The following is a 21,949-nucleotide window of genomic DNA, read 5'->3' as shown; positions in this document are numbered from 1 at the left end:
AAATCTCACAACACACAACCGACAACTCACAACTCATCCTATCTTTGTTGCGAAAATTAAAAATAATGCTGCAAGTTAGTTATATCCGCGATAACAGGGAACAGGTTTTAGAAAGGCTGGCTGTAAAAAATTTTAAACAGCCCGAACTGGTTGATGAAATCATTAAGCTGGACGAGCAACGCCGCCAGACACAAAACCGCTTGGACGGCACATCGGCCGAAGCCAATGCGGCTGCCAAACGCATAGGGGAGCTGATGCGTACCGGTCAGAAAGAAGAAGCTGAGCAAATCAAGTCTAAAACCGGCGCCTGGAAAGAGGAGATTAAACAACTGAACGAGCAACTAAATACGCTGGAAGAAGATTTGCAGCAAAAAATTGTATTGCTGCCCAACCTGCCGCACAGCAGCGTACCCAAAGGCCTAACGCCCGAAGAGAATGAAGTAGTGCTGGAAAACGGCGAAAAGCCAACCCTGCCAACAGGAGCCTTACCACATTGGGAACTGGCGGCTAAATATAATCTGATAGATTTTGAACTAGGCGTAAAAATTACAGGTGCTGGTTTCCCGGTGTATAAGGGTAAAGGAGCCAAGTTGCAACGGGCATTAATCGCCTTCTTTTTAGATGAGGCTGAAAAAGCAGGTTATAGCGAGGTGATGCTGCCATTGATGGTTAACGAGGCTTCTGGCTTTGGTACCGGTCAGTTACCTGATAAAGAAGGTCAGATGTACTTTGTAGGTCAGGATAACCTGTACCTTATTCCAACTGCTGAAGTGCCGATTACCAATTTATACCGCGATGTGATTGTAAAAGGTGACGAATTACCGATCAGGAACTGCGGCTATACGCCATGTTTTCGCCGCGAAGCAGGCTCATATGGTGCCCACGTACGCGGATTGAACCGTTTGCACCAATTTGACAAGGTAGAGATTGTGCAGGTGGTACATCCTGATGAATCATATAAGGTGCTAGAGCAAATGAGCGCTCATGTACAAGGCTTGCTACAACAGTTGGGTTTGCCGTACCGCGTATTACGTTTATGCGGCGGTGATATGGGCTTTGCATCAGCCTTAACTTACGATATGGAAACCTGGAGTGCCGCGCAACAACGCTGGCTGGAAGTATCTTCGGTATCTAATTTTGAAACGTTCCAAAGCAATCGCTTAAAACTGCGTTTCCGTAACGCTGAGGGCAAAACACAACTGGCTCATACACTAAATGGTAGTGCCTTGGCTTTACCACGAATTGTAGCTACTTTGCTGGAAAATAACCAAACCGAAAATGGTATTAAAGTCCCCGAGGTACTGGTGCCTTATACCCGTTTTGAATGGATTAACTAATCCAGGTTAATATTCAATAAAATTAAAAATGTCATCTCGAACCATAGGAAGAGATGACATTTTTAATTTCTGATCAAGGGCCAGCCCGTTAGGTACCTGATGGGCGGCTGTTTTTATTTCCGTTGGTCGAATCTTTTCCGACATGACCTGATGGGTCCACGTTACCATTATCACTTGTGCTATCACCCCGAAGGTGACTGCCGTTTTGAGAGGTATCGGCTGTCATGGATGACGGACCTGCGGAATTCCCGGTTTGCGCATTGGTGGTATCTTGCGAACCACCCAAAGTGGCCGAGTCGCGACTGTTGTTGGTGCATGCCGTTAACGATGCGCCCAACAGCGCTACAGCAGCTATATATTTAATGCTTTTCATAGGTTTCACAATTATAATGTTAATCAATCAACATTCTGTTTAAACCGAATGTTTTGCTGAATTGCGATTAAGCCACTAAGCCTTATTTTGAAAAAGCGTACTTTTGCCATGTTCAGGAAATCAGCATCATATTGTTAGCCTGACAGTAAAAGTAGTTTCATGACGCAAAATCCTATCAATACGCAAACCTGGTTCTGGCTATTCTTTTCGTTGCTGGTAGCCTATATATTTGGCCTTTTTGTTCCTTTAATGAATGAGGATGCCTCACACCATGCCAACATAGCCTTGCACATGGTACAACACCATGATTATGTAAATCTGGTAGACGACATGGGTAAAGATTACCTGGATAAGCCTCACTTTCATTTCTGGCTGTCGGCCTTATCGTTCAATATTTTTGGCGTTAATACTATTGCCTACAAAATACCGTCGTTGCTGCTTACCATACTTGGCCTTTACGCCACTTACCGCTTAGGCAGATTACTGTATAACCACCATACCGGCTTATTGGCCGCTATTATGTACGCCAGCGCACAAGCGCAATTTTTGGCTAATAATGATGTACGCATGGATGCTATTCTTACCGCCAGTATCATATTTGCTACCTGGCAATTGGTTGAGGCGGCACTGGTATCGCGCTGGTATAATTATGTGTTAGGGGCGCTTGGATTGGCCATGGCCTTTACCACTAAAGGCATGATTGGCTTTGTAATGCCATGTGCGGCGATTTTCTTTTTGCTGCTGTATCAACGCAACTGGAAAACCATGTTTAACTGGCGCTGGATTATAGTGTTACTGTTGTGGGGCTTGTTCATCAGTCCGTGTGTGTACTGTTATTATTTACAGTACGATTTGCATCCCGAAAAGGTGGTGCGTGGCATGAGCCATGTATCGGGTGTGAAATTCATCATGTGGCAGCAAAACTTTGAACGGTTGGATGGCAAACATTGGGGTAAAGGCCATAAAGACTATTTTTTCTTTTTCCATACGCTGCTTTGGGCCTTTTTGCCTTGGTGTTTGCTCACTTATATAGCTTTTTTCGACCGACTTACCTTTTTTGTTAAAAACCGTTTTCAATATTTTCAAAAGGCTGAGTTTTTAACGGTAGGCACCATCATTATTATATTTATTATTATTTCGTCGTCCGGCTACCAGTTACCACATTACTTAAATATACTGTTTCCCTTTTTTGCCATTATAACAGCCGGACAGGTAATGCTTAAACATGAAACCAACCGCCAGCAAACGCTCAAAAATTATTTGTGGGTTCAATATTTTGTGATTGCAATAGTTGCCTTTTTGTTGGTATTGTTAAACTTCTGGTGCTTCCCTGTACATCAATACTGGGCTGCGGGAGCAGTAGGCGTACTCATGCTAGGTGTTTTGATATATGTTTTAGTAGTTGAAAAAGCATTATTGACTAAGCTTGTGGCTGCATCAGTAATGATGGCGTCATTAACCAATGTATTATTGAATGGCAATGTATATCAACAGTTGCTTAATCAGTATCAAGGTGGCATTGGCCTGGCACGGGTAGTTAATGAAAAACGTATTCCTAAACAGCACATTTATAACTTTTACCACCACAGTTCGGGCTTTAATTTTTATGCGCAAAACTTAACACCGTTCGTCAGCGAGGATGACATTAAACAGCTGCGCGCTAAAGGTGAGCCGGTTTGGCTGTTAGCTAATCCCGATTCAAAATCAGCACTTGCTAAAGCAGGCATACAAACCGATACAGTGTATCAACACATTGATTTTGGTATTACCCGTCTAACTAAAACCTTTTTAAATCCCAACACACGTAAAGAGACGTTGTCAGAGGATTATTTGATTAAGGTAAAGTGAGGTGTGTGTTTTTACTATTGTTGAACTTGTGCTTGCTAAACTTCCTTCAGTGATTATTTACTTAAGCTAGTCTGCTCATTGCCGCAGGGGCTAGTTCTTTTGTCATAGCTACAAAAGAACCAAAACTTAGCGCAGCGATCTCATGAACACCACTAAAAAGCAAAACAACAAAGTGAATAAAAGCCTAGCTGTTGCAATCACCTCTCCGCCCGCAAGGCCATCGCTGGCCCGGCCGCAACAGCCGGCCTCTGCGCTTCTTGTTTATCTGTTTCCTTTTTTATAAAACTCAAAGCATTGCCAGAACAACTTAGACAAAAAGAGTCGGCATTCAGCTTCTTTCGGTAGCTACTGCTGTAAGTACAAGTACTGACCTAAGTAGAAAGAAGGTGCGGCCGAGAGCTTTTTCTTTGGTTACTTTCTTTTTTGCGGTAAAAAAGAAAGTAACATCCACAGGCAGTAGTACAAGAATATCCCTATCCTAACGGAGAACAAAAAGAAGTGAAAGTATTAACACAAATTCACCTTTCCACCACAACCTTTTCCCTCTCATCGCGTAAACCCACCCATAATCTATTTTAAACTATTGTACTAATGAGATCTCTGTTTTATATAGCCGCGGCAGTATGTTTTGCCGGATGGGTGGTAAGTGTGTTTGTATATTCGGCTACAGACTTGATACATTCGCTGCTGGCCTTTGTGGTAATATTTTTTACGCTGGCTATCATGAAAGATGAAAAGCCCATAGCATCGCAAGCGGAAAACGATATGATATAATAAAAAAGTCCGGCCTGTTTATCAGTGCCGGACTTTTTTATTCAGGGATTAATGCAATTTCTGATTACTCACCTACACCAAAGGCGTTGGCAAATTTAGTGCCGTCTGGGTAGTAACCTTCTATCACAATCTGACCTCTTTTCAGGTTAGGAATAGCCTTGTCAATATCAGCCACACCATTGATTGGCTGTTTGTTGATACTAGTAATTACTGAACCCACTGGGATATCATAATTTTCGAATAAACCACCTTGACGAACCTGGGTAACCACTACGCCCGATGGGATGTGGAATTTGCTTTTTTGCGCTTGTGTAAGCGGCTGGAAGCTACCACCCAGTTTATTGTATAACTCTTCGGCTGATTTTGATACAGCGGCTGTACGGTTAGCTACCGGTGCATCGCCTTTAAGGGTAATGGTAAAGTTCTTTTCGCTACCACCGCGTAATACAGTCAGGTTAATTTTATCGCCTGGGTGTAAACGGCCTACGCGCTCTTGCAAATCAGATGATTCGTAAACGGCATTACCTTCTACTTTGGTGATAATATCGCCTTTTTGTAAACCGGCAGCCTCGGCACCACCACCCGGTACCAGTTCGCTTACATATAAACCGGTATTACGGCTTACTTTAAGCTCTTCAGCACGATCTGGGTTAAGCTCGGTAAAGCTTACACCAATATAGCCACGTTTAACAGAACCGAATTTTTCTAAGTCGTTTAATACTTTTTTGGCCAGGTTAACCGGTACGGCAAAGCCATAACCTTCGTACGAACCGGTGTGTGATGCAATAGCAGAATTAATACCAATCAATTCGCCTTTGGTATTCACCAAAGCACCACCACTGTTACCTGGGTTAATAGCAGCATCGGTTTGAATGAACGACTCGATAGCTTTGTTTAAACGAGGCGCTTGTTGCTGATAGCTGCTACGACCAAATGGATTGCTTTGCTCGTCGTTATCCTCGCTGCCAATGATACCGATGTTACGGCCTTTAGCACTTACGATACCAGCGGTAACGGTTGAGTTTAAATTGAACGGGTTACCAACGGCCAATACCCATTCGCCTACCCGTACATCGTCTGAGTTGCCTAACTTAACGATAGGCAGGTTGGTAGCGGTTACTTTGATTAGAGCCAAATCTGTGCTTGGGTCGGTACCAATCACTTTAGCTTGCAGTACGCGGTGGTCATTAGTAGTAACTTCCACTTTGCTGGCGTTGGCTACCACATGGTTGTTGGTTACGATGTAACCGTCGGGCGAAATAATTACGCCTGAACCCGAAGCACGTTGTGGTACGCGTTGCTGCGGACGTGAGCGCTGACCGAAAAAGTCGCCGAACATATCCTCAAACGGATCGCGGCCACCTTGGCTGCTGCCAGACGAAGCGGCATAAGTAGTACGGATATAAACTACTGCAGGGGTTACCGAAGCGGCCGCCTGGGTAAAGTCAACATCACCTGCAGATGATACAACATTGCTGGTAGCACGGTTGCTGGCGAAGTATACTTTTTGGCGGTCTTCAAAAGACAAGCCTTCCAGCGGGTCTTTTTCAAACACTTTGTAGGTGCCCAGTGCCATAGCACCGCCTACAAAGGCTGTTAACAGGGTTAAACCAATTTTCTTCATATTTAAATTCTCTTTCTTTTACTAGGTTTCTATTTACAATTCAAATTTAATACCATTAAGACGATACGAACAATAATAAGTTATGTGCATTTTTGTTAAAAAATGTTAAAACGCCGATAGCTGCAGATTTTGATTGTTATGTAGTGTTGCGGTTTATTAAAAATTGTCACAAATGAAGTTCCATTTTTATAAATATCAAGGTGCCGGTAACGATTTTATTTTGATAGATAATCGTACTGCCAATATTAATCATCATAACCCTCAATTAATCAGTAAGTTATGCGACAGACGTTTTGGTATTGGTGGCGACGGCTTGATGCTGTTGCAAAACCGCGAGGGTTACGATTTTGAAATGGTGTATTACAACTCCGACGGGCAGCCCAGCAGCATGTGCGGAAACGGTGGCCGCTGTATTGTAGCCTTTGCCAAATTTTTAGGCGTGTTTGACAGTGAAACTAACTTTTTGGCAGTTGATGGCCCGCATTACGCCAAAATTTCAGACTCGGGCGATTGGGTTAGTCTGCAAATGATTGACGTAGATACGGTAAACCGTAATGCCGAAGCTTATGTATTGAACACCGGCTCGCCACATTACGTGCAGCTAACTACTAACTTAGCCGATAAAGACGTATACACCGAAGGCCATGCCATTCGCAACAATGCTACCTATCACGAAAAAGGCATTAACATAAATTTTGTGGAACCGATGGACAACGGCTACTTTGTGCGCACCTTCGAGCGTGGGGTAGAAGATGAAACCTATGCCTGCGGCACTGGTGCAACCGCCGTTGCTTTGGCTATGGCGCAAGCCAATAATCAAACCGGTAGTATCAGTACACCTATAAAGGTGCTGGGCGGCAACTTGAATATCCGTTTTGATTACGATGGTGTGCAGTATACAAATATCTTTTTAGAAGGGCCTGCAGTGCGGGTGTTTAGCGGGGAGATAGAGGTAGAGGCATAAGGTTGCTAATACTATCTTGTAAACAATGAAAAAGCAAAGAGGGTTAAAAAGATATTACCAAAACCTTGAACGTCATATCGGATTTGACAAAATTAGTTGGTTAAAGTTTGATAATCCTGATACTTGGTCCGACAATTGGCATTGGCACTTTGACCCAAAAGGATATGGCAATACTAGTTTTAAGAAACGCAAGCCACATCTTGACAAGCTATTCAGGTATTTTAAGTTGATAAGTAATGAAGCAAAATCTTTAAAACTCGATTTTCAACTGTATGCCATAATACTTGATTTTAATAGTTCTAGCGATGCTTTATTTTTGCACAAGCCCAATCCTAATAACAGCCAGTTCACATTTAAAATAGAAAGTCTGACAACACAAACAACATTTACCAATCAAGCACTTAACGCTTACATTGAGAAACTGAATGGCTATGAAAAGCTGTACGGACGTGTCGGGCAGGCATTCTGTTTGCTTTACCGCAAGGGTGTTGGTAAACCTTTTTAATCATATATAAGTGATTAACCTAAAGTTGCTAATGCCAATAACGAGCTGCTCTTATAATCAGCGTTCTAAAGCTTCATTTAATCATAATTATATCTTTATAACTTTTTAATTATTTTGCGGGCTAAATCTCTACCTGCAATTCATGAAAAGTTACAAGCACATTTTGCTCAGCACCGTTGCTGTTTTGTTTTTAAATACTGCCGCAAATGCACAGTTTGGCGGCCTCGGCAAAAAGCTGTTAGATAAAGGATCTGAAATGGTAGCCGGCGGCGGGCTCAATAAACTCATTAAACAGCCGCAAGCTATAACCACCAGTTTTAGTGATGTAGATAAAACTGGTTCTAAACCACCGTCCTTTATGGAAGGTCAGAAACCCCAACCTTTGTATTTGCTGCCCAAGGCACCAACCGGTGGCTTTAAGCTCAAAGCCGGCTTCTTTGAAATGACTAACAAAAGTTATTGCCTGCACGCTGGTACGCGCGGCCCAAGCAAAGGTGATGGTTATATGCTGGCACCAGTATTAGGCCCTAAAAAAGATGTGGTGATATTGATATTAAAAAATGCAGAAAAGCATCCCAATGTTCAACAGCATGATATACAGGTATTGCTATGGGCTATTATTGCCCGTACCCGATTTTCGGACATGGGCACCGATATCAAATTAACGGCCAGTACCTTGCTATCACCCCAGGAACTGCTGATGCTGGAAGGTGGCGCTTTGGGCGTTTTGCCAGCCAGTGTTATGGCTAAGGCAAAAGACCAGCTGCCATCGGCATTGCAAAGCGTTTTTGAGGCCGAAAATAATATACGCCGTTTGGCAGCCTCGGGCAGTTCATCGTACGAAGAAATGGAAAAATATGCGGTATTGGCAGGTTTGGCACCACAGCCCGATCCAGAGGTGCCGTCGGGCATTTGGTCATTGCATCCCGATGGCTATTACATTCGCTATTTTCCTAGCAGTTACTCTATTACACGGGTACAAATTTACGTGCCTAAAGAGCTGGCTAGCCAAAAGCCAGATTTGGTGTATGATGCCCCCAATGGAATAGCCTGTCCGGCCAACGTTGGTTCCCAGCGGCTTGCACAAACCAACGAGCCTATTAAATCCTGATTAAACGAAAAAGTTAAAGTAGGTTAATAAAGCTGAATTTGGCCTTTGTAGGCACCCAATGGTATAAACGCTGTGTGCTAACGTTAGCTTGCTGCTCATGCCCAGCCTTAATTACGTACCTTTGCCATCATGAAATTCATCGGCCACAATTCAGACATCATCAATTACCTCGTAGGCGATTTAACTTTGCTTAATGCCATTGTTAAACAATATAAGGTGCACGAGGTAGAGGGCAGTCCGGCCGTAAGCATTATGTTTGAGCTGGCTTATACCGAGGCTGATGTGATGCTTACCTTCCGCAATGTGTTTACCAACACGTTTACCGGCAATGTAGCAGATGGGCAATACCAAATTGATTCGTGCAAGTTTTATCATATAGGCAGCAAAGTTTACTTATCGCTCGATCCGGACGAGAGCGAAGAGGGCTACGATGGTATATCAGAACATGATAATGATGTAGTGCTTAGCTCGAGTGTAGAAGGGTATATTTTTGAAGAGGATGCCAATGAGTGATATTACATCTCCTTTAAACAATTAGCGTAAGTGACACCTATCGGAATTTCTTTGTCGCCGATGATGACTTGATTACGATCAAACCGGGTAATTTTATCCCGTGCAACAATATAGGCCCGGTGCGTACGAATAAATTTTTTAGCCGGCAAAAGCATTAGCATTTCTCCGACGGTTGCCCGGGTACTCACAGATTTATTTTCCATGAGAAATATTTTAGTATAATTTCCAGCAGCTTCAATAAACAAAATCTCGGCTAGTTGAATTTTAATTTGTTCAAAACCATCCTTTATAAAAATCCACGTATCTTCCGGCTCATTGGGTTGTTTTCGTAACCTGTAAAGTTCATAAGCTTTATTGCAGGCTTTTAAAAAGCGGGGGAGCGAAAATGGTTTTAAAAGATAATCCACAGCGTCTAGCTCAAAGCTTTTTACTGCATGCTCTGAATAAGCTGTGGTAAAAATCACCATCGGGGGATTGCTGATGCTGCTCAGAAAATCAATTCCGCTGATGTCGGGCATCTTTACATCTAAAAAGATAAGATCAACTTTTTGCTGCTGCAAATAGGCAATAGCTTTAAAAGCATTGGTAAACGTCTCTTTAAGGTCAATAAACGAAACTTTGGCTGCGTGCGATTTAATCACATCAAGCGCTAAAGGTTCATCATCAATAGCAATGGCAATCATGGTTTAATTTTTAGTTTGATCAGCTAACTCCAACGTTAGATGAATGTAAAACTCTTTTCCGTTTTGATGTATAACCAGGTCGTGTTTTTGTGGGTACAGCAAAACTAAGCGCTGTTTTACATTCTCGAGGCCAATACCACTGCGGCTTTTTTCCGGATCATTCTCTGTGCGGATGTGGATACTGTTATGTACATCAAAGTAAAGGGTGTTTTGGTCAATTTGCAAAGTAACTTTAATATGCGATGGATTTTGCAAACTGATGCCGTGTTTAAAAGCATTTTCTACAAATGGAATAAGCAGCATAGGAGCTATCATAAGTTCTCCTTTATAATCTGATATTTGAACATCAATGACTATTTCCGGAGAGTTTTCAATGCGTAGCTTTTGCAGCAGAATATAATTTCTGAGGTAATCAATATCACGCTCCAGCAAAATTTTATCCTGTGTGTTCTCTTCCAGCATAAAGCGCATCATATCTCCCAAATTTTGAATGCCTTCGCTTGTACGATCGGCTTTTTCCTGTAAAGCGGTAGCGTATAGGGTATTCAAAGCATTGAACAGAAAGTGCGGATTAATTTGCGACTTTAAAAAGTTAAGACTGGCATCTGATTTTTCTAGTTCGGTTTTAAGCGTTTTTATTTCTTCACTCGCTTTAGTGGTGCGGCTTTTGTAAACAGCACGCGCCAGTGGTGCTATAATTAGCAGTTGCGTAAAAAAATTTAAAATGGTTATGGTCTCAACGTTTTCATCAGTACCCATAATAATATAAAGTGCACCTATTGGCTTTGAGTTGATACTTGCATTTGTTTTAAAACATAAGCACGTTAAATAAATAACTATGGTGGATAATATAGCAAGCAAAAACATGTAACCCCAATAATATACGCCCGGTCTTTTTTTCACTGCCGCATGAGGACATAGAAAGTTTACTGCGTATAAGTAAACTAAAATACCCATCAATACATCGAAATTGACATAGCATCCAAACAGAAAAGGAACAGGCAGATATAAAGTTGTGATGAAGCTAAGCAATATCCACGAGGCTACTAACAATGCTATCTCATAGTGTAAATTGTTGCCTTTGTTATCAGTGTTTCTTTTAAAGAATAGTGATAGTATTTTAAGTGCAAGCAATACCGCAAAATACATGTTGATTACACCCGCCAGGTAGCATATACCCATAAAAAAGAGTATGATAGGCGTACTTTTGGCAGCTGCCTCATTATCGCTTTCGAAAGCAGGGCTTAAATAAAAGCAAATAGAAAGGTAAAATATAAATACAATAAGATAACTAAATAACAGAGGAACGGATCGGAGACCTATTTCGCGGGTGTTAAGATGTTGTTGACCATTAATTACATCAACAAAAGAAAGAAGGGAAAGCAAATATGCACCGATAATGCAGCAGGTCATAACCCAAAACTCTATTAGGGCATAGCCTTTTAACTTAGTATTTAATACTCTACTCATTGCGTTACAATTTATGGTTGTTTTTTGTTACCGCAACATTACAGATACGCTTTATCTAAAAAATACAAATGTGATAAGTGGCCCTAAAAATGTGATGAATAAGAAATTTAGATAAATAACTGAATGCTAAAAACTAATAATCAAACATTCATCTCCTTACATTACCGCAACATAATACACTTGCATCCTAAAAAATCATCGCCTACCTTTGTGTAAATGCTAAAACGCACAGGTGCCATATTGCTTACCCTGCTGTACACCCTAACGGTGATGGGCTTTGCTATGGATATGCATTATTGCGGCAAAAAGCTGGCTTCAGTTAAAATTAATGCCGAAGCTAAACACTGCAAAACCGAAAAGGCTACCACGGCCTGCGGCATGAAAATGAAGTGCTGCAAAGACAAGCATATGCAGGTAAAGGTAAAAGATGCGCACCAAAGCGTATCGGCCTTTGTTCCTGCCAAATTGCTGGCTTTACATCTGCCGGTTACCTTCTTACCTTACTTTGAGCCGGTGCTGCAAACCGCGCTGGTAAAAAGAGCAGATGTTCGAGGGCCGCCTGATGTAGCCTTAGCCAAGGTCCCCGTATTTCTTAAGAACTGTAGTTTCCGTATTTGATCAGTTGGTAATCGCCCTTTTTGTATAAGCGGTAGTAGCCGCCTTATGCGCTATTTTATTTTTTTCGATTATCCAAAATTTGATCATTACAATGAAAACTTTAAAAATATTCATCGCCTTATTGGCTATCTCTATAGGCGTAGCCCAAGCGCAAATCATCAAAGCCGAAGTACAAGTAAGCGGACTAACCTGCTCTATGTGCTCTAAAGCTACTGAAAAATCATTGCGTACCCTCGGTTTCATCAGCGACATCAAACCTGATCTAAACCGTAATTTATTTGTTATCACCTTTAAACCCGGCGTGCCGGTTAATCTGGAGCAAATCAGCAAAAAAGTACAAGGTGCCGGTTTCTTCATTAACCAACTAAAAGCCACTGTTGATTTTGACAAGGTTAAAGTAGCCAACAATAGCTTTACTCTAGCCGGCGATACTTACCAGGTGGTTAATGGCACGGCTAAAGACCTTAACGGGCAAGAGCAGGTAACTGTGGTAAATAAAGGTTTTGTATCATCATCCGCAGCCAAAAAGTATAATAGTTCGGCCGTAAGCAGTACCGGTAGTGGTAAGGCGTATCAGATAGCTATTTAATTCTTTTCACCTAAAATACATATGATGAAAAGAATGTGGCTTACCCTTTTGGGTATGCTGGTTGGGGTATTGCCCTTACTGGCGCAAGAGCTGTACGTAAACACTGAGCCGGCCAGCAATATGGCAGCCAAATCGTTAGGCATTCGTCTGGAAAATCAGGGCTACTTTAGTCCTGATTTTAAAAACCGCAGCACAGTTGAATTGATGCTGGGTGTAAGCCGTAGCCTGATGGTGCATGGTTCGGTTTACATGTCCGATTTTTATCAGCCCAACCAGCACCTGGAAGGGTTTAGCGGCTATGCCAAATACCGGTTTTATTCGGTTGATTCGGTACAGCGTCATTTTCGTGCGGCGGCCTTTATAAAGGCGGCTACCATCAATAACCCAACGCCCAATCAGGAAATATCGCTCGAGGGTGATAACAGCGGCGTGCAGGGCGGGGTAGTGGCAACGCAGTTACTACATAAGCTGGCGCTGTCTGGCTCGGTAAGTTACTTGCGGGCGTTTGATAACCGGGGTGGCTATGAACCTGTAACGCGCAATGCGGTCGGGTGGACGCTCTCTTCCGGTTATTTACTCTTTCCGGTCAAGTACCAGAATTACAACCAAACCAACGTAAACCTGTACCTGGAGCTGCTGGGCAAAGCCAATCCAGGCCGTGGACAAAGCTACATGGATGCTGCGCCGGCTGTACAGTTTATTTTTAACAGTGTGCTACGGCTGGATTTATCTTACCGTACCCCGCTCTGGAATAGCATGGAGCGTAACACCAAAAACATGTATTTGGTACGGCTTGAGTACAATCTGTTTAACCTTTTCAACTAAACAGCTCATGAAACACTATATCTTAATTTTTATAGCAATGCTGACAACCAATTCCCTTTGGGCACAGCACCAGCATCATCAAGATAAGGATACCATCCGGCACAAAATGCCCATGGGGCAGCACAAGCATCATACCAAGCCAGATACCACTGTTCAGCATGATATGATGATGAGCAGCCAGCTATCACGCGATTTGCCTATGAACCGTAATGGATCGGGTACATCGTGGACGCCCGATGAATCGCCGATGTACGGTTATATGGTGCACGGCAAAAAATGGATGAGTATGGTGCACGGCAACCTGTTTGCCCGTTATACACATCAAGACGTTTTCAAGTCTGGCAATCGGGGCGGGCACCAGTTTGATGCGCCTAACTGGCTCATGGGGATGACGCAGCGAAAGATAGGCCGCAACGGTTTGTTCTCGGCCAATGCCATGATCTCGCTCGATCCATTCTTGGTGGGTAATGACGGTTACCCGTTGCTCTATCAAACCGGCGAGGCCTACAAAGGTCAGAAGCTGGTAGACCGTCAACACCCGCACGATTTGTTTTCGGAACTGATGGTATCCTACTCGCAACGGATTGCCAAAAATACAGATGTATATGCTGCTATCGGTTATCCGGGTGAGCCGGCTTTAGGGCCGCCGGTATTTATGCACCGCCTTTCGGCCATGAACAATCCGGATGCGCCCTTGCAACACCACTATGCTGATGCTACGCATATTACTTTTGGCGTAGCTACTTTGGGTTTTAGGTATAAAGATGTTAAAGTGGAAGGATCTACCTTTACCGGCCGCGAGCCGGATGAACACCGATACGGCTTTGATAAGCCCAAATTTGATTCGTACTCGTTGCGCCTATCGTATAACCCAACCCGTAACTGGGCTTTGCAAGTGTCGCACGGCTGGATTAAAAGTCCCGAACAGTTAGAGCCGCTTGAGGATGTAAAATTGTTAACCGCATCGGCTATGTACGCCAAGATATTGAATGAGAACAGCTTTTTTACTTCAACTTTAGTATACGGACAAAACACTTATTCTACCAGCGGTAAAACATTACCTTCGGTGCTTTGGGAGGGCACACTACAGTTGCGGAAAACAACCATTTACGGCAGTTACGATTTTGTTCGCAAAGATGTACACGAGCTTGACTTGGAAGGTAGCTTTCCGCATGATATAAATTTTAATATCAACGCGGTTACAGTAGGGTTAAACCATATCCTGACCACCATAAAACGTACCGATTTACGGGCCGGTGTACAGGCTACCTTAAATGTATCACCGTCTGCACTTAAATCATTGTATGGGAATGCTCCTTTAGGTATAGAAGTTTATCTGCGCATTAGTCCATCGCTTATGAAAATGATGGGTGGCAACCACCAGCATAAAATGCCGATGGGTGGGATGAATATGTAATTGGTAAAGTTTTAATAAAAGTTGTCATTGCGAGGGTAGCTTGGCAATCTCTTAGCGTTTATTAGAGCGACGAGATTGCTTCGTTGTTCCTCCTCGCAATGACAATTTTATATCTACAAACCCCACTGTTTCATGGTCTCGGTTATATGTGCCAAATGGTGATTGCTATGCCAGGCATACATAGCTGTCGTTTTTTGCATGGTTACAGTGTCTTTTCTTTCGGGGTGATAGAAAGTGCGCTGCCATTCATTCTCCGTAAAGCTTTCAAACAAGGCTACCATATGTTGATGAATGCCTTCCAGCATTTTTAATGATGATTCAACCGGCAGACGGTAATCAGCTTGCATGGCCCAGCCCGGTTCGCTATAAGGTTTGATCGTTGGGTTCTCCTCCGTTAAAGCGAGCTTGATGCGCATTAAAGCATTCATATGGCTGTCAGCCAAATGGTGTACCACTTGCTTTAAAGTCCAGCCATCGGGCCGATAGGGCGTGTTTTGCTGTGCGTCCGTTAACTGAATAACAGCGCTGCGCAAACGGCCAGGCAGTGTTTTGATCGTCTCTATATATTGCCGGATATCTTCTGATGTGTAAGAAGCAGGCGGTTGAAATTTCCCTATTGGATAACGTAGTTGTTCGTCGGTAGTAATAGTGCTCATAAACCAAAGCTAATAATAAAATCAAAACCCTTCCTTTCTGGGAGGGTTTAGAAGGGTTGTTCAAAAATTTAACAACGGATGCTTCTTATGAAAATCAGTAGCATCCTGATACAACTTAGCAGCCTGCAGCATTTTACCTTCGCCAAACAGCTGACCCATAAATGTAATACTTAGCGGGCGGCCATTTTTAGCAAAGCCGTTGGGTAATACCACGCAAGGGTTACCGGTTAGGTTGGTCATGCTCAGGTTGGTACTAAACGATGGTGTGATATATAGATCCAAACCTTTTAGCTTGTTATACCAATCTTGGATAAGCAATGTGCGGGCACGGTTGGCTTGAATATATTCTGGTGCTGATATAAACTGCGCCGCACGGAAAGTGTTGGGCCAGGCAAACTTGTTTTGCAGCACCATCTGGTCTTCTTTATGAGTTAAAAGCAATTCCTGAAAAGCAGCGCCTGCCTCGGCTTGCAACACGAACGTCATGGCGCCGATGGGCATTTTAGGATATTCAATTGGAATCAATTCGGCGCCCAGTTCTTTCAATTTGGCTAAAGTGGCCGAGTCGGTGGTGTGGTTAGGATATTTGCTGTCAAAGTCGGCTTTGGTATAGCCAATTTTGTAGCCTTTTAATGTCTTTACACTACCGTCATAATTAAAGGGAGCGGCGATAGTGCTCAGGTCTTTATCATCGGTGCCTTGTATGGTATTGAACACCAGGGCGGCGTCTTCTACACTACGGGCAATAGGGCCTAGCTTATCCATGCTCCAGCTTAAGGCCATGGCGCCATATTTGCTCACTCGGCCAAATGAAGGGCGCAATCCCGTATCGCCACACTCGGTTGATGGAGATACGATAGAGCCTAACGTTTCGGACCCAATGGCATAAGGCAAACAGCCCGCACTTACTGCCGAGGCAGAACCGGCCGATGAACCGCTGGATCCACGACTGATGTCCCACGGATTTTTAGTTTTGCCGCCAAACCAAACATCACCCTGTGCTAATTCGCCTAAAGTAGTTTTTACAATAAGGATACCGCCGGCATTTTCCAGCTTGGTTACCACCGTAGCATCAACGTTAAGTTGTTGATCTTTATAAGGCACGGCTCCAAAAGTGGTTTTATAGTCTTTTTGTGCCAGTAAATCTTTAACACCGAACGGAATGCCATGTAACACACCACGATAATGCCCCGATTTAATTTCGGCATCTGCCTCGGCTGCTTTCTTCAAGGCTCTGTCTTCCATAATGGTCACGGCAAACAACAGTTTAGGCTGATACTTTTTCAGGCGTTCAATAAAAAATTGAGTTAATTCAACACTACTGATTTGTTTGGTACGTACCAGCTCGGCCAGCTCGCGTATAGTATAAAAAGCCAGGTCATTTTTATTGGCCGGCAATTTTACTTTATTGATTTTGCTTAGTTTAAAATCACTCTTGGCATTGGGGTTAACAAACCCTATCGGAACCGGGTTGAAATTCAACGCCGGAACTACACTGTTAGGCATATTGAGTTTACGCAATGCCTGGTATGATTGATTGAAGCGGGTTAAGGAACTCTGCATCGAATCGGCTTGGGCTGCACTAAAATCAAAGCCGATTAGTTTTTCGGCTTGCTGTATAATGCCTACTGTAATAGGCTCCTGCTCCAGCTTTTTAATTACAAATGCACCCGATATAAAGCTGAATCCGCATAGCGCCGTCAAACTGAGAAACTTAATCGTAGAAATTTTCATTTATAGTAAAAGGTTTGCCCTAATTTAGCGTTTTACACCAGTTATATTTCCTGCATGATAAAAAAGTTACTCTTATATATTCTCTTTTCGGGGTTTACCATGGCCTTTGCCGATACTATTAAAACTGATGTGGTAGTGGTAGGAGGAACAGCCAGCGGCGTAGCAGCGGCCTTACAATGTGCACGTAGCAAAGTAAAAACTATTTTGGTGGAGCCGGGCCCATGGCTGGGTGGTGAAATGACCTCAGGAGCGATGTGTATAATGGAAGGTAATCGTAACCTGCCATCGGGTATTTGGGGCGAGTTCCGGAAACAGGTACGCGAATTTTACAAAAAAACACCGGGTTTTGATACTACTTATAATGCGGTGTTGCGTTTTGAGCCTTACACTGGTGCAGCTATTCTGAAAAAAATGACCGACACAGTAAAAAACCTCACCCTGAAACTGAAAACCCCGTGGACGACCGTAAAAAAGAACGGCACAGGCTGGGAGCTTACCATTACCGAAAATGGCCGGACCAATACCATCAGGGCGCAGGTACTAATTGATGCTACTGAAACCGGCGACGTAGCCACCAAAGCCGGCGTGCAGTTTATAAGTGGGTTTGACAGCCGTCAGGATACCGGCGAGCAATTAGCGCCCGAAAAGACAATTCCCGAAATACAAGACATCACCTGGTGCGCCGTATTAAAAGATTACGGTGCTGCTGCCGATAAAACTATTGCCAAGCCAGAAGGCTATAATGCCAGTCGGTACGATTGCCTTAAGGGAAAAGATTTGCTGCGGATGGTTAAAGGCGGTAAGTTGCCTAATGATAAGTATTTAATTAAATGGAGCGAGTGTGCCAATTCTTACACTAGCAGTACCGATTTACTGAGCCTGCAAAAAAGAGAGCAGTATTATAAAGATATGCGTCTACGCACTTTAGGACTGATCTATTATCTGCAAACCACAGGCGGACTCAAAAATTTTGGCCTATCTGATGAATTTGGTACGCCCGATCAACTGCCATCCATCCCCTATATGCGCGAATACCGTAGGGCTAAAGGGCAAATCAGGATGGTGCTGGATGATATCTTGACGCCTTACAGCCGCAGTTCAAAACTATACCGTACTTCTATTGCTGTGGGCGATGCCTCGCCGGGGCAGCACTTTGTGGGGGGTAACGGGCCTAAAACCAGTTATCCGCCTTTTTTGGCTTATAGTATTCCGTTGGGAGCAGTCGTGGTGAAAGATTTTGATAACCTGTTGGTAACCGAGAAATCCATATCCGTCAGCCATTTGGTTAATGCCAGTACTTTTTACCCATCAGTGCAAATGGTACTGGGGCAGGGGGCCGGTACGGTTGCTGCTTATCTGGCTTTCTTTAAAACTACTACCGCCAACTTAAGGGTTAGAACCATACAGGGCGAATTGCTTGATTTTAAAGGTTGCCTGATGCCGTTTTCGGATGTGCCACAAACGGCAGCCGCTTTTAGGGCTATACAGCAGGTAGGAGCCACCGGCTTATTAAAAGGTATTCCGCATGTAAATGGTAAAACGGCGGCTGTTTTATTTAAGCCGGATACAGTGGTTTACACCGAGGAAATTAAACCGGTATTAACAGAATTATATAGTCATGCTTTTTTGTGGTTTAACAGCGAAAAGCCGGGTGCACAATTTACAGTTGGGAACATGGTTTCGCTCATCAGCAACACGACGTTGAGCGACCCTAAGCCATTACGCATGGCACTGGAAAAGCAGTGGCAAACCACCTACAAATTTGCACAGCCATTTGATACCCAACGACCAATTACACGTTTGGAATTTGCTGTACTGGCGAATAAATATCTAAACCCTTTTGCAAGGAATGTTGATTTGACTGGCAGGCTGATTAATTGATATACTAAATAAAGGGTTACAAAAAAGGCCGATGTTTAACATCGGCCTTTTGCTTTTATGTTTACTTACTCAAGTACATTGATTTCTCTTTATACAAAGCTCTGAAGTATGGATCCATCAGGTTTGGAATAAAGCGGATAGCTTCGCCGGTTGATTTCATTTCCGGACCTAATTCTTTGTTTACTTCCGGGAATTTATCAAACGAGAATACCGGTTCTTTAATGGCATAACCTACCAGCTTGCGTTCAATCTTAAAGTCCTTCAGCTTGGCAGCGCCCAACATTACTTTGGCGGCAATATTGATGTAAGGCACATCGTACGCTTTAGCAATGAAAGGTACCGTACGTGAAGCACGTGGATTGGCCTCAATTACATAAACCTTATCGTTTTTAACCGCAAACTGGATGTTTAACAACCCACGAACGTTTAGGGCTTTCGATAATTTGATGGTGTACTCTTCAATTTGCTCCATTACGCTATCCGATAAGTCGAACGGCGGTAATACCGCATATGAGTCGCCTGAGTGAATACCGGCAGGTTCGATGTGTTCCATTACACCAATGATGTGTACATCTTCACCATCACCTATCGAGTCAGACTCCGCTTCTGAGGCACGGTCCAGGAAGTGGTCAATCAACACACGGTTGCCAGGCAGGTTGCGTAGTAGGTTTACCACGGCGCGCTCTAAGTCTTCATCGTTAATCACAATGCTCATACCTTGTCCACCTAATACGTAGCTTGGGCGTACCAATACCGGGTAACCAACTTCGTGGGCAACTTTCAACGCTTCTTCAGCACTTTCAGCTACGCCATATTTAGGGTACGGAATATCCAGTTCTTTCAACAGGTCAGAGAAACGGCCGCGGTCTTCGGCAATGTCCATGTCGTTGAACGATGTACCGATGATTTTGATGCCGTGCTCGTGCAGCTTTTCTGCCATTTTCAAGGCAGTTTGACCGCCCAGCTGAACAATTACACCTTCTGGTTTTTCCAAGTCGATAATTTCGCGTACGTGCTCCCAGAATACCGGCTCAAAGTACAGCTTGTCGGCCATGTTGAAATCGGTAGAAACCGTTTCAGGGTTACAGTTAATCATGATGGCTTCATAACCTGCTTCTTTAGCGGCTAATAAACCATGCACACAGCTATAGTCAAACTCGATACCCTGGCCAATACGGTTAGGGCCCGAACCTAATACAACGATCTTTTTACGATCGGATACTATCGATTCATTCTCACCCTCGTAAGTTGAATAGTAGTATGGGGTTTGTGCCTGAAACTCAGCTGCACAGGTATCCACCATTTTATAAACACGGTTAATGTTGGATGTTTTACGGCGTTGGTACACATCCTCTTCGGTAGTGTTTACACCCAAAATCCAGGCGATTTGTGCGTCCGAAAAGCCTTTCTGCTTAACGGTCAGTAAAATATCGTCAGGAATATTGTTTACAGAGTAGCGGCGCAGTTCAGCTTCCAGATTTACAATTTCTTGTATCTGGTTTAAAAACCAGCGGTCTATCTTGGTGGCTTTGCGTACCGATTCGATAGGCACACCTAAGCTCAAAGCATCATATACATGGAATAATCTGTCCCAGCTGGGATGCTCCAAACTGTGCATAATCTCTTCCAGGTTGCGGCTTTGACGGCCATCGGCACCTAAGCCGGCGCGACCGATTTCCAAGCTTTGACAAGCTTTTTGCAGTGCCTCAATAAAGCTGCGGCCGATACCCATTACCTCGCCTACTGATTTCATTTGCAGGCCCAGCTCACGGTTGGCGCCTTTGAATTTATCAAAGTTCCAGCGAGGGATTTTTACAATTACATAATCAAGCGTAGGCTCAAAGTAAGCTGAAGTGGTTTTGGTGATTTGGTTCTCTACTTCATCCAGGTTGTAACCAATCGCCAGTTTGGCAGCAATTTTAGCAATTGGATAACCGGTGGCTTTTGATGCCAAGGCCGATGAGCGGGATACACGCGGGTTGATCTCGATAGCGATGATCTCCTCGTTATCTGGATTAACGGAAAACTGTACGTTACAACCACCTGCAAAATTACCAATGGCACGCATCATTTTAATAGCCTGATTACGCATTTCCTGGTAGCAGCGGTCGCTTAAGGTCATGGCCGGGGCCACGGTAATCGAATCGCCGGTATGGATACCCATCGGGTCAAAGTTTTCGATAGAGCAGATGATGATGACGTTGTCGCGGTTATCGCGCAGCAACTCCAACTCATATTCTTTCCAGCCTAATACGGCTTGCTCTACCAGTACCTCATGGGTAGGTGAAGCTTGTAAGCCGCGGCTTAAAGCAGCATCAAAATCTTCTTTTTTATGTACAAAGCCTGCACCTTTACCACCCAGGGTATAGCTTGGGCGAATTACCAGCGGAAAGCCAATTTCCTGCGCAGCTTCTTTACCTTCTAAAAATGAGTTGGCAATTTTTGATTTGGCCACACCTACATTGATGTCAACCATCAACTGGCGGAAAGCCTCACGGTTTTCGGTCTTTTCGATAGCCGCTACGTCAACGCCTACCACTTTTACACCGTATTTTTCCCAAATACCGCGTTCTGAGGCCTCGATACAAAGGTTCAATGCAGTTTGACCACCCATGGTAGGCAGCACAGCATCAATTTTTTGTTCGGATAAAATCTTTTCCAGGCTTTCGCAGGTAAGGGGAAGCAGGTACACATGGTCTGCTATAACCTTATCCGTCATGATGGTAGCCGGATTGCTGTTAATGATAGATACTTCGATACCTTCGTCTTTTAACGAAAGAGCGGCTTGCGAGCCGGCATAATCAAATTCACAGGCCTGGCCAATGATGATAGGACCTGAACCGATGATCAGTACTGATTTTATGGAGGTGTCTTTGGGCATAGTCTTGTTAGTCAAAAATAAACGCCGATTATCTTGTTTTATTGATAATTAGCCGATTAAACACTATGCGCTGAAAGGTAAAAATCCCGACTTCAGCGTCGGGATGCAAAGATAGGATTTTGTAAGTTACAGGGATTAAAAATTTT

19 protein-coding genes are annotated in these 21,949 nt (G+C 43.6%); 12 read left to right on the top strand and 7 right to left on the bottom strand.

Annotated elements, in window-relative coordinates; genetic code table 11:
• Positions 1-65 precede the first annotated feature (65 nt).
• On the top strand, positions 66-1,337 hold the full coding sequence (gene serS / locus GPM24_RS05085; protein WP_158825641.1) for a serine--tRNA ligase: 1,272 nt from the start codon (positions 66-68) through the stop codon (positions 1,335-1,337).
• Between the two features lie 88 nt (positions 1,338-1,425).
• Here the strand turns inward: serS and GPM24_RS05080 are convergent, their stop codons facing one another.
• Positions 1,426-1,710, bottom strand: coding sequence for a hypothetical protein (locus GPM24_RS05080; RefSeq protein WP_158825640.1), 285 nt, complete (start codon positions 1,708-1,710; stop codon positions 1,426-1,428).
• Positions 1,711-1,869: 159 nt separating this feature from the next.
• Between GPM24_RS05080 and GPM24_RS05075 the strand changes: the two genes are divergently transcribed.
• Both GPM24_RS05075 and GPM24_RS05070 read left to right on the top strand, forming a co-directional pair.
• Entirely contained in the window at positions 1,870-3,558 is a 1,689-nt protein-coding gene (locus GPM24_RS05075; RefSeq protein ID WP_158825639.1) for an ArnT family glycosyltransferase, read from the top strand.
• A gap of 591 nt (positions 3,559-4,149) precedes the next feature.
• Positions 4,150-4,332: a DUF5670 family protein gene (locus tag GPM24_RS05070; protein ID WP_158825638.1), complete on the top strand. Its 183-nt coding sequence runs from the start codon at positions 4,150-4,152 to the stop codon at positions 4,330-4,332.
• A 64-nt stretch (positions 4,333-4,396) separates the two neighbouring features.
• On the opposite strand, the gene GPM24_RS05065 is transcribed toward GPM24_RS05070, so the two are convergent.
• Complete coding sequence (locus GPM24_RS05065; protein ID WP_158825637.1) at positions 4,397-5,956, bottom strand: Do family serine endopeptidase; 1,560 nt, start codon at positions 5,954-5,956, stop codon at positions 4,397-4,399.
• Between the two features lie 172 nt (positions 5,957-6,128).
• On the opposite strand from GPM24_RS05065, the gene dapF reads away from it, so the two are divergent.
• From dapF to GPM24_RS05045, 4 genes are all read left to right on the top strand, one after another.
• Positions 6,129-6,920, top strand: a complete 792-nt coding sequence (dapF, locus tag GPM24_RS05060) for a diaminopimelate epimerase (RefSeq protein WP_158825636.1) — start codon at positions 6,129-6,131, stop codon at positions 6,918-6,920.
• Between the two features lie 25 nt (positions 6,921-6,945).
• Complete coding sequence (locus GPM24_RS05055) at positions 6,946-7,425, top strand: hypothetical protein (RefSeq protein WP_158825635.1); 480 nt, start codon at positions 6,946-6,948, stop codon at positions 7,423-7,425.
• 142 nt (positions 7,426-7,567) lie between these two features.
• Complete coding sequence (locus GPM24_RS05050; RefSeq protein ID WP_158825634.1) at positions 7,568-8,536, top strand: hypothetical protein; 969 nt, start codon at positions 7,568-7,570, stop codon at positions 8,534-8,536.
• 129 nt (positions 8,537-8,665) lie between these two features.
• Positions 8,666-9,049, top strand: coding sequence for a hypothetical protein (locus tag GPM24_RS05045; RefSeq protein ID WP_158825633.1), 384 nt, complete (start codon positions 8,666-8,668; stop codon positions 9,047-9,049).
• Positions 9,050-9,051: 2 nt separating this feature from the next.
• On the opposite strand, the gene GPM24_RS05040 is transcribed toward GPM24_RS05045, so the two are convergent.
• Both GPM24_RS05040 and GPM24_RS05035 read right to left on the bottom strand, forming a co-directional pair.
• The gene (locus GPM24_RS05040) at positions 9,052-9,732 is read right to left on the bottom strand and encodes a LytR/AlgR family response regulator transcription factor (RefSeq protein ID WP_158825632.1); all 681 of its coding nucleotides are present in this window, start codon (positions 9,730-9,732) and stop codon (positions 9,052-9,054) included.
• Positions 9,733-9,735: 3 nt separating this feature from the next.
• On the bottom strand, positions 9,736-11,202 hold the full coding sequence (locus tag GPM24_RS05035) for a sensor histidine kinase (protein WP_158825631.1): 1,467 nt from the start codon (positions 11,200-11,202) through the stop codon (positions 9,736-9,738).
• A 216-nt stretch (positions 11,203-11,418) separates the two neighbouring features.
• Here GPM24_RS05035 and GPM24_RS05030 point away from each other — a divergent pair, with 216 nt between their 5' ends.
• From GPM24_RS05030 to GPM24_RS05015, 4 genes are all read left to right on the top strand, one after another.
• Positions 11,419-11,820 carry an HYC_CC_PP family protein gene (locus tag GPM24_RS05030; protein ID WP_158825630.1) on the top strand — a complete coding sequence of 134 codons (402 nt, stop codon included), beginning with the start codon at positions 11,419-11,421 and terminating at the stop codon, positions 11,818-11,820.
• A gap of 91 nt (positions 11,821-11,911) precedes the next feature.
• The gene (locus GPM24_RS05025) at positions 11,912-12,409 is read left to right on the top strand and encodes a heavy-metal-associated domain-containing protein (RefSeq protein WP_158825629.1); all 498 of its coding nucleotides are present in this window, start codon (positions 11,912-11,914) and stop codon (positions 12,407-12,409) included.
• A 21-nt stretch (positions 12,410-12,430) separates the two neighbouring features.
• The gene (locus tag GPM24_RS05020) at positions 12,431-13,234 is read left to right on the top strand and encodes a hypothetical protein (RefSeq protein WP_158825628.1); all 804 of its coding nucleotides are present in this window, start codon (positions 12,431-12,433) and stop codon (positions 13,232-13,234) included.
• A 7-nt stretch (positions 13,235-13,241) separates the two neighbouring features.
• On the top strand, positions 13,242-14,651 hold the full coding sequence (locus tag GPM24_RS05015) for a hypothetical protein (protein ID WP_158825627.1): 1,410 nt from the start codon (positions 13,242-13,244) through the stop codon (positions 14,649-14,651).
• 113 nt (positions 14,652-14,764) lie between these two features.
• On the opposite strand, the gene GPM24_RS05010 is transcribed toward GPM24_RS05015, so the two are convergent.
• Both GPM24_RS05010 and GPM24_RS05005 read right to left on the bottom strand, forming a co-directional pair.
• Positions 14,765-15,307, bottom strand: a complete 543-nt coding sequence (locus GPM24_RS05010) for a YfiT family bacillithiol transferase (RefSeq protein WP_158825626.1) — start codon at positions 15,305-15,307, stop codon at positions 14,765-14,767.
• 60 nt (positions 15,308-15,367) lie between these two features.
• Positions 15,368-17,041 carry an amidase gene (locus GPM24_RS05005; RefSeq protein ID WP_158825625.1) on the bottom strand — a complete coding sequence of 558 codons (1,674 nt, stop codon included), beginning with the start codon at positions 17,039-17,041 and terminating at the stop codon, positions 15,368-15,370.
• A gap of 54 nt (positions 17,042-17,095) precedes the next feature.
• On the opposite strand from GPM24_RS05005, the gene GPM24_RS05000 reads away from it, so the two are divergent.
• The gene (locus GPM24_RS05000) at positions 17,096-18,922 is read left to right on the top strand and encodes an FAD-dependent oxidoreductase (protein ID WP_158825624.1); all 1,827 of its coding nucleotides are present in this window, start codon (positions 17,096-17,098) and stop codon (positions 18,920-18,922) included.
• A gap of 61 nt (positions 18,923-18,983) precedes the next feature.
• On the opposite strand, the gene carB is transcribed toward GPM24_RS05000, so the two are convergent.
• A complete protein-coding gene (carB, locus tag GPM24_RS04995) occupies positions 18,984-21,803 on the bottom strand; it encodes a carbamoyl-phosphate synthase large subunit (RefSeq protein WP_158825623.1) in 2,820 nt (939 codons plus the stop codon).
• Between the last annotated feature and the right edge of the window lie 146 nt (positions 21,804-21,949).

Source organism: Mucilaginibacter lacusdianchii (assembly GCF_009770985.1).
Lineage (GTDB): Bacteria > Bacteroidota > Bacteroidia > Sphingobacteriales > Sphingobacteriaceae > Mucilaginibacter > Mucilaginibacter lacusdianchii.
The sequence above is the reverse complement of the archived record's forward strand: the minus strand, read 5'-3'. Positions and strand labels throughout refer to the sequence as shown.